This is a genomic window from Streptomyces sp. NPDC048603 (genome assembly GCF_043199475.1).
GTDB lineage: Bacteria > Actinomycetota > Actinomycetes > Streptomycetales > Streptomycetaceae > Streptomyces.
The window spans coordinates 1-6,520 of record NZ_JBICVY010000031.1; the positions used below are offsets into that span (position 1 = coordinate 1).

7 protein-coding genes and 1 pseudogene are annotated in these 6,520 nt (G+C 70.6%); all 8 read right to left on the reverse strand.

Annotated elements, in window-relative coordinates; genetic code table 11:
* A pseudogene (locus ACGFQ9_RS38495) lies at positions 1–206 on the reverse strand (sulfate ABC transporter substrate-binding protein); the annotation flags it as partial.
* A gap of 224 nt (positions 207–430) precedes the next feature.
* A complete protein-coding gene (locus ACGFQ9_RS38500; RefSeq protein ID WP_393580593.1) occupies positions 431–1,759 on the reverse strand; it encodes a sulfate adenylyltransferase subunit 1 in 1,329 nt (442 codons plus the stop codon).
* Between the two features lie 2 nt (positions 1,760–1,761).
* Positions 1,762–2,706 carry a sulfate adenylyltransferase subunit CysD gene (cysD, locus tag ACGFQ9_RS38505; RefSeq protein WP_393580595.1) on the reverse strand — a complete coding sequence of 315 codons (945 nt, stop codon included), beginning with the start codon at positions 2,704–2,706 and terminating at the stop codon, positions 1,762–1,764.
* Positions 2,703–3,248: an adenylyl-sulfate kinase gene (cysC, locus tag ACGFQ9_RS38510; protein WP_393580603.1), complete on the reverse strand. Its 546-nt coding sequence runs from the start codon at positions 3,246–3,248 to the stop codon at positions 2,703–2,705. The genes cysD and cysC overlap by 4 nt, the downstream gene beginning before the upstream one ends.
* Positions 3,249–3,292: 44 nt before the next feature.
* Complete coding sequence (locus ACGFQ9_RS38515; protein ID WP_393580597.1) at positions 3,293–4,000, reverse strand: phosphoadenylyl-sulfate reductase; 708 nt, start codon at positions 3,998–4,000, stop codon at positions 3,293–3,295.
* Positions 3,997–4,176, reverse strand: coding sequence for a hypothetical protein (locus tag ACGFQ9_RS38520; protein WP_393580599.1), 180 nt, complete (start codon positions 4,174–4,176; stop codon positions 3,997–3,999). The genes ACGFQ9_RS38515 and ACGFQ9_RS38520 overlap by 4 nt, the downstream gene beginning before the upstream one ends.
* Positions 4,173–5,876 (reverse strand): nitrite/sulfite reductase, encoded by a 1,704-nt coding sequence (locus tag ACGFQ9_RS38525; protein ID WP_393580600.1) that lies wholly within the window; start codon positions 5,874–5,876, stop codon positions 4,173–4,175. The genes ACGFQ9_RS38520 and ACGFQ9_RS38525 overlap by 4 nt, the downstream gene beginning before the upstream one ends.
* 182 nt (positions 5,877–6,058) lie before the next feature.
* The gene (locus tag ACGFQ9_RS38530; RefSeq protein WP_393580602.1) at positions 6,059–6,190 is read right to left on the reverse strand and encodes a putative leader peptide; all 132 of its coding nucleotides are present in this window, start codon (positions 6,188–6,190) and stop codon (positions 6,059–6,061) included.
* Positions 6,191–6,520 lie beyond the last annotated feature (330 nt).

Genomic DNA, 6,520 nt, shown 5'->3' on the forward strand with positions numbered 1-6,520 from the left:
AGGTTCGGGAAGTAGCCGATCCGGACCTCGGAGGCGGACAGCTTCTTGCCGTCGGCCGCCACGTTGGCCTTGTCCGAGGACTCGTCCTTCTTGGCCTCGGAACCGTAACCGCAGGAGGCGAGAGCGCCGATCAGCAGCGGCAGGGCGGCGGCAGCGGCGAGGCCGCGGCGAAGGGTGGACTTGCTGGTGGAACCGTTGGCAGGCACGGGAGGGCTTCCTCTCGTGACGCGCCGTCAATTCATGAGGCGCGTCTTCGTCTGTGGAGCAGGGGCAGGTACAGCTCGTGGGGGGTGAGGGCTCGCAGGCAGGATGCCGACGGCAATTCGGTCATCGCGCACATCGCGCCACTCCTCCCTGGCCGCTGCCGAGGGCGCCGCTGCCCACGCGGCCGCCCTCCTTGGCGAAGGTGGAGAAGATGTCCACTGACATCTCAGAAGTCCCAGCCTTCGTCGTCCTGTACGGCGGTCTCGGCCTTGGAGGCGAAGGACTCGCCCGCCATGCCGGCCGCCAGAGTGGTGCCGTCCGCCGGGTCGATCAGCAGGAAGGAGCCGGTGCGGCGCGAGTCGGCGTACGCGTCGAGCGCCAGCGGCTCGGCGGTACGGACCACGACGCGGCCGATGTCGTTGGCCACCAGCTGCCCCGGGTTGGGGTGCTGGGACAGGTCGTCGAGCGTCAGCTTGGACGGGATGTCCTTGACGATCGCCTTGACCGTGCGCGTGGTGTGCTTCAGCAGCACCCGGGCACCCACCGTCAGCGGCTGGTCGGCCACGTGGCAGACCGTCGCCTCGACGTCCTGGGTGGTCGCCGGGGTGCTCGCGGCCGGCGCGATCAGGTCGCCGCGCGAGATGTCGATGTCGTCCGCCAGGCGGAGCGTCACCGACTGCGGGGCCCAGGCGATGTCCACGGACTCGCCGAGCGCGTCGATGCCCTCGATCACCGAGGTCTTCCCCGACGGCAGCACGGTCACGGCCTCGCCGACCCGCAGCACGCCGGACGCGATCTGGCCCGCGTAGCCGCGGTAGTCCGGGTGCTCGGCGGTCTGCGGCCGGATCACGTACTGCACCGGGAAACGCGCGGGGCAGGTGGTCAGGTCGTGGCTCACCGGGACGGTCTCCAGGTGCTCCAGCACCGTCGGGCCGCCGTACCAGTCCATGTTGGCGGAGGGCTCCACCACGTTGTCACCGGCCAGCGCCGAGATCGGGATCGCGGTGATCTCCGGGACGCCCAGCTCGGAGGCGTACGTGGTGAACTCCTCGGCGATCTTCGCGAAGACGGACTCCTCGTAGCCCACGAGGTCCATCTTGTTCACCGCGAGGACCACGTGCGGCACGCGCAGCAGGGCGGCGACGGCCGCGTGCCGGCGGGTCTGCTCGACCACGCCGTTGCGGGCGTCGACCAGGACCACGGCCAGCTCGGCGGTGGAAGCGCCGGTGACCATGTTCCGGGTGTACTGCACGTGCCCGGGGGTGTCGGCCAGGATGAACCGGCGGCGGGCCGTCGCGAAGTAGCGGTAGGCCACGTCGATGGTGATGCCCTGCTCCCGCTCGGCCCGCAGGCCGTCGGTGAGGAGCGCCAGGTCGGGGGCGTCCTGACCGCGGTCGGCGGACACCCGCTCCACGGCCTCCAGCTGGTCCTCCAGGACCGACTTGGAGTCGTGCAGCAGACGGCCGACCAGGGTGGACTTGCCGTCGTCGACGGAGCCGGCGGTCGCGAAGCGCAGCAGCGTCGTGGCGCTGAGCTGCTCGGTGGTGCTGGTCATGTCTAGAAGTACCCTTCGCGCTTGCGGTCTTCCATCGCGGCCTCGGACAGCTTGTCGTCGGCGCGGGTCGCGCCCCGCTCGGTGAGGCGGGAGACGGCGATCTCGGCGATCACGGCGTCCAGCGTGGTGGCGTCGGAGTCGACGGCACCCGTGCAGGACATGTCACCGACGGTGCGGTAGCGGATGAGCCGCTTCTCCACCGTCTCGGTGTCCTTCGGGCCGCCCCACTCGCCGGCCGTCAGCCACATGCCGTTGCGCAGGAACACGTCCCGCTCGTGGGCGAAGTAGATCTCCGGCAGCTCGATGCCCTCGCGGTCGATGTACTGCCACACGTCCAGCTCGGTCCAGTTGGACAGCGGGAACACGCGGACGTGCTCGCCGGGCGCGTGCCGGCCGTTGTAGAGCTGCCACAGCTCGGGGCGCTGGCGGCGCGGGTCCCACTGGGAGAACTCGTCGCGCAGCGAGAACACCCGCTCCTTGGCGCGGGCCTTCTCCTCGTCGCGGCGGCCGCCGCCGAACACGGCGTCGAACTTCTGCTGCTGGATCGCCTCGGTCAGCGGGACGGTCTGCAGCGGGTTGCGGGTGCCGTCCGGGCGCTCGCGGAGCTTGCCGGCGTCGATGTACTCCTGGACGGAGGCCACGTGCAGGCGCAGGCCGTGCTCGGCGACCGTGCGGTCGCGGTACTCGATGACCTCGGGGAAGTTGTGGCCGGTGTCCACGTGCAGCAGCGAGAACGGCACCGGCGCCGGCGCGAACGCCTTCAGCGCCAGGTGCAGCATGACGATCGAGTCCTTGCCGCCGGAGAAGAGGATCACCGGCTTCTCGAACTCGCCCGCCACCTCGCGGAAGATGTGCACGGCCTCGGACTCCAGGGAGTCCAGGTGCGACAGCGCGTACGGCGCGTCGGCGTCCGCGTCGGAGTGCAGGTGCGTGGCGGCGGTGGTCATGCCAGACCCCTCTCGGTGAGCAGCGCGTACAGGGAGTCGGCCGACTCCTGCACGGACTGGGTGTGCGACTCGATACGGAGGTCCGGGGACTCCGGCGCCTCGTACGGGTCGTCGACCCCGGTCAGCCCGGAGATCTCGCCCGCGGCCTGCTTGGCGTACAGGCCCTTCACGTCCCGCTCGGAGCACACGTCGACCGGGGTGGCCACGTGCACCTCGAGGTAGTCCGTCGCCGCGGCGGCGTGCCGCTTCCGCACCGCCTCACGGCTGTCCGCGTACGGGGCGATGACCGGCACCAGCGCCTTGACGCCGTTGCTGGCGAGCAGCTCGGCCACGAAGCCGATCCGCTGCACGTTGGTGTGCCGGTCCGCGCGGTCGAAGCCGAGGCCGGCGGAGAGGAACTCGCGGATCTCGTCACCGTCGAGGACCTCCACCCGGTGGCCCTCGCCGCGCAGCCGCTCGGCCAGCGCGTACGCGATGGTGGTCTTGCCCGCGCTGGGCAGACCGGTCAGCCACACCGTGGCTCCCTGGCCGGTCACGCTCATCCGCTTCTCCGTAGGTTCCGTGTCGTTCGTGGTCGTGGTGGTCATCAGCCGTGCAGCCCGCACTCGGTCTTGGCCCGGCCGGCCCAGCGGCCGGCCCGCGCGTCCTCGCCCTCCGCCACGCGGCGGGTGCAGGGGGCGCAGCCGACGGAGGCGTAGCCGTCCATCAGCAGCGGGTTGGTGAGCACGCCGTGCTCGGCGACGTACGCGTCCACGTCGTCCTGGGTCCAGCGGGCGATGGGGGAGACCTTGACCTTCTGCCGCTTCTCGTCCCAGCCGACCACCGGGGTGTTCGCCCGGGTCGGGGACTCGTCGCGGCGCAGGCCCGTCGCCCACGCCTCGTACGCGGTCAGGCCCTCTTCCAGGGGCTGGACCTTGCGCAGCTTGCAGCACAGGTCGGGGTCCCGGTCGTGCAGCTTCGGTCCGTACTGCGCGTCCTGCTCGGCCACCGTCTGGCGCGGGGTGAGGGTGATGACGTTGACGTCCATCACGGCCTCGACCGCGTCACGGGTGCCGATGGTCTCCTCGAAGTGGTAGCCCGTGTCGAGGAAGACCACGTCCACGCCCGGGAAGGCGCGGGACGCGAGGTGCGCCACGACCGCGTCCTCCATGGAGGAGGTCACGCAGAACTTCCCGCCGAAGGTCTCGGCCGCCCAGGTGAGGATCTCCAGCGGAGAGGCGTCCTCCAGGTCCCGGCCCGCCTGCTCGGCGAGCGCCTTGAGGTCGCGCGTCCCGGTTTCCTGAACCGTGGTCATATCTCTTCCCCTCCAACGGTGTTGGACTGAAGCCCGCGGGCCAGCAGCCCGAGGTACTTCAGCTGGAAAGCGCGATTGCACGAGCGGCATTCCCAGGCGCCGTGGCCCTGCTCGTTCGGGAACAGGTCCTCGTCGCCGCAGTACGGGCAGTAGAACGGGGCGGCACGCTCGCTCACGACAGGGCCTCGTCGCTGGCGCGGCCGACCCAGGCGGCGAAGCGCTCGCCGTCCTCGCGCTCCTCCTCGAAGCGCTTGACGACCCGCTCCACGTAGTCGGGCAGCCCGTCCTTGGTGACCTTCAGGCCGCGGACCTTGCGGCCGAAGCCGGCCTCCAGGCCGAGGGCGCCGCCCAGGTGGACCTGGTAGCCCTCCACCTGGTTGCCGTCGTCGTCCAGGACCAGCTGGCCCTTGAGACCGATGTCCGCCACCTGGATACGGGCGCAGGCGTTCGGGCAGCCGTTGATGTTGATGGTGAGCGGCTGCTCGAACTCCGGCAGGCGGCGCTCCAGCTCGTCGATCAGCGAGGCGCCGCGCGCTTTGGTCTCGACGATGGCCAGCTTGCAGAACTCGATGCCGGTGCAGGCCATCGTGCCGCGCCGGAACGGGGACGGGTTGACCCGCAGGTCGAGCGCCTCCAGGGCGGCGACCGCGGAGTCGACCTGCGCCTCCTCGATGTCCAGCAGGATCATCTTCTGGTCGGCGGTGGTGCGCAGCCGGCCGGAGCCGTGCTGCTCGGCCACGTCGGCGATCTTGTTCAGGGTGGCGCCGTCGACCCGGCCCACGCGCGGGGCGAAGCCGATGTAGAAGCGGCCGTCCTTCTGCCGGTGCACGCCCATGTGGTCGCGCCACTGGCCGGCGGGCTCCTGCGGGGCGGGGCCGTCGGTGAGCTTCCGCTTGAGGTACTCGTCCTCCAGGACCTGGCGGAACTTCTCCGCGCCCCAGTCGGCGACGAGGAACTTCAGGCGGGCGCGGGTGCGCAGCCGGCGGTAGCCGTAGTCACGGAAGATCGAGATGACGCCCTCGTAGACGTCGGGGACCTCGTCCAGGGAGACCCAGGTACCCAGCCGGACGCCCAGCTTGGGGTTGGTGGAGAGACCGCCGCCGACCCAGACGTCGAAGCCGGGACCGTGCTCGGGGTGCTCGACGCCCACGAAGGCGATGTCGTTGATCTCGTGCGCCACGTCGAGCAGCGGCGAGCCGGAGACCGCGGACTTGAACTTGCGGGGCAGGTTCGAGAAGTCCTTGTTGCCGACGATCCGGCGGTAGATCTCGTCGATGGCGGGGGTGCCGTCGATGATCTCTTCCTCGGCGATGCCGGCGACGGGGGAGCCGAGGATGACACGCGGGGTGTCACCGCAGGCCTCGGTCGTCGACAGGCCGACGGCCTCCAGCCGGCGCCAGATCTCGGGGACGTCCTCGATCCGGATCCAGTGGTACTGCACGTTCTGCCGGTCGGTGATGTCCGCGGTGCCGCGGGCGAACTCCTCGGAGATCTCGCCGATCACGCGGAGCTGCTCGGTGGTCAGCCGGCCGCCGTCGATGCGGACGCGCAGCATGAAGTACTTGTCGTCCAGCTCCTCCGGCTCCAGGATCGCGGTCTTGCCGCCGTCGATCCCGGGCTTGCGCTGGGTGTAGAGGCCCCACCAGCGCATACGGCCGCGCAGGTCGTTGGGGTCGATCGAGTCGAACCCGGTCTTGGAGTAGATCGTCTCAATGCGTGTCCGCACGTTGAGACCGTCGTCGTCCTTCTTGAACTGCTCGTTGCCGTTGAGGGGCGTGTGGTGGCCGACGGCCCACTGGCCTTCACCGCGGTGACGGCCGGTCTTACGGCGCGCGGCAGCGGGAGCGGCTGCGGGCTTTTCGGGGGTGGCGGCCATGGCGGTACGTCCTTCTTCGGCGGCTCAAGGCATGGGCAGGTGACCTGCGCAATCAGGGGCAGGCGTGGCTGGGTGGCCCGTCGTGCGGTGGGGACGGACCGGTTCGGCCATCGGGGGTTCGACTCGGTCCGCCGCGGCGCTGCGACAGGGCGAGCGAGGTGTGTGCGGCGGTGCTGGTTCCGTCAGCTCGCCGGACAAATGGCGCTGGACATGCGGCCGAGGTCGACGTGCCGCCGACTCACCAAGGCAATTCCAGCTCCATTCATGGGGGGAAGCGTGGCATGCGTGTCTTGGAGGAGTCCACTACTGTCCATAATCCGGACAGATCCGTCCCGAATCCTGGGACCATGTGGCCCGGCTCACCCTGACCCCACCCCGTCACCCACCCCCGGAATCGTACGTTCCGCCCGATTGGCGTGTGGGGCCGGATGCGGTGCGTTACGGCGGGGCGGGGGTGGGGCGGGGTGGGGGTGTGCGGGGCTTCGCTGGGACGGCGTCTGGGAGCGCCTGGAGGCTGCCGGGGTGTGCCGGGGCTTCGCCTGGTCGGGAGCGAGAGGGTGCCCGGGGGCTGCCCGTCAGTCCTCATCGTCCTTCCGTGCCGGCCGTCGGCGTCAAGGGCGCGACGTTGTCGCGTCGCCTCCGGC

Coding starts and splice junctions, on each gene's coding strand:
- ACGFQ9_RS38500 (WP_393580593.1), bottom strand. CDS start 1,759: ATGACCAGCACCACCGAGCAGCTCAGCGCCACGACGCTGCTGCGCTTC.
- cysD (WP_393580595.1), bottom strand. CDS start 2,706: ATGACCACCGCCGCCACGCACCTGCACTCCGACGCGGACGCCGACGCG.
- cysC (WP_393580603.1), bottom strand. CDS start 3,248: ATGAGCGTGACCGGCCAGGGAGCCACGGTGTGGCTGACCGGTCTGCCC.
- ACGFQ9_RS38515 (WP_393580597.1), bottom strand. CDS start 4,000: ATGACCACGGTTCAGGAAACCGGGACGCGCGACCTCAAGGCGCTCGCC.
- ACGFQ9_RS38525 (WP_393580600.1), bottom strand. CDS start 5,876: ATGGCCGCCACCCCCGAAAAGCCCGCAGCCGCTCCCGCTGCCGCGCGC.
- ACGFQ9_RS38530 (WP_393580602.1), bottom strand. CDS start 6,190: ATGGACAGTAGTGGACTCCTCCAAGACACGCATGCCACGCTTCCCCCC.